This window comes from Micromonospora sp. ALFpr18c, from assembly GCF_008868155.1.
Taxonomy (GTDB): domain Bacteria; phylum Actinomycetota; class Actinomycetes; order Mycobacteriales; family Micromonosporaceae; genus Micromonospora.
Window position 1 is genome coordinate 1 of sequence record NZ_WBKR01000416.1, and the last position, 1,076, is coordinate 1,076.

1 protein-coding gene is annotated in these 1,076 nt (G+C 69.4%); it reads left to right on the forward strand.

From position 1 onward, the window contains the following. Positions 1-43 precede the first annotated feature (43 nt). Positions 44-979 (forward strand): type IV toxin-antitoxin system AbiEi family antitoxin domain-containing protein, encoded by a 936-nt coding sequence (locus F8271_RS31475; protein ID WP_225854903.1) that lies wholly within the window; start codon positions 44-46, stop codon positions 977-979. Positions 980-1,076 lie beyond the last annotated feature (97 nt).

Below are 1,076 nucleotides of genomic sequence, written 5' to 3' on the forward strand. Positions count from 1 at the left end.
ACAGGGGCTTTGGTGAGGCTGGGTTGGTGGGCAGGGTGGTGGTGTGGGAGCACACCAGCTACTTCGCGACATCGCGGCCGGCCAGGACGGGATGGTCACCCTGACGCAGGCGCTGCGCGCCGGCCTGAGCAGGGACCAGGTCCGACAGTTGTGTCGGTCGGGCAGGTGGCAACGGCTCCTGCGTGGCTGCTACATACCGGACGCGGAGCCGAGCGAATCGACACTGCGGCGCGCGCGTGTACGGGCGGCCGTCGTAGGTCTCGGTCCAGGTGCCTTCGCCGTCCTGGACACGGCGTTGGACCTGCACGGCATCGCCGGACTCCGCAGGTCGCCGCAGGTTCACATCTCGGTGCCGGTTGACGGGCCCCGTCCCCAGCGCGCTCTCGCACCGTGGCTGGTCGTGCACCAGGTGACCGTCGGTCCCGGCGACGTCACCGAGATTGCGGGCATTCGCACGACCACGTCGCTCCGAACGGTCTCGGACGTCATTCTCCGGGTTGATCGTTACCCAGCCGTCTCGGTGCTCGACTCGGCGCTGAACCAGGGCCGCATCACTCCGGCGCAGTTGGCGGTGATCCCGAGTTTGATCCGGGGGCGACGGGGCGCGGTCGGGGCGCGTTCCTGGCTGGCGGAAGCGGACGGGCGTGCGCAGTCGCCGCTGGAGACGCGTACCCGGTTGCGGTGCGTGGACGGCCGGGTGCCGCCGGACGCGCTGCAACTGGAGGTACGGGATGACGACGGTTACCTGCTCGGCATCGGCGACCTGGGGTGGCGTGCCCCGAGGGTGATCGCGGAAGCGGACGGCCGCGACGCCCACGGCACCCTGGAGGCGGCTTTCGCCGATCGTCGCCGCCAGAACCGCCTGGTCAACGCCGGCTGGACGATTCTCCGCTTCACCTGGCAGGACACCCTGCACCCCACCTACATCCCCCACACGGTCCGCGAAGCGATCGCGGCGGCCCGCAGCCAAGTCCGGTGATCAAGAGGTTTGCGTCAGAAACAGGTCGACGTCTGACGCAAACTTCTTGATCACCGGCGGCGTCAACGAGGGTGGGTGGTGGGGGCAGTAGGATGCG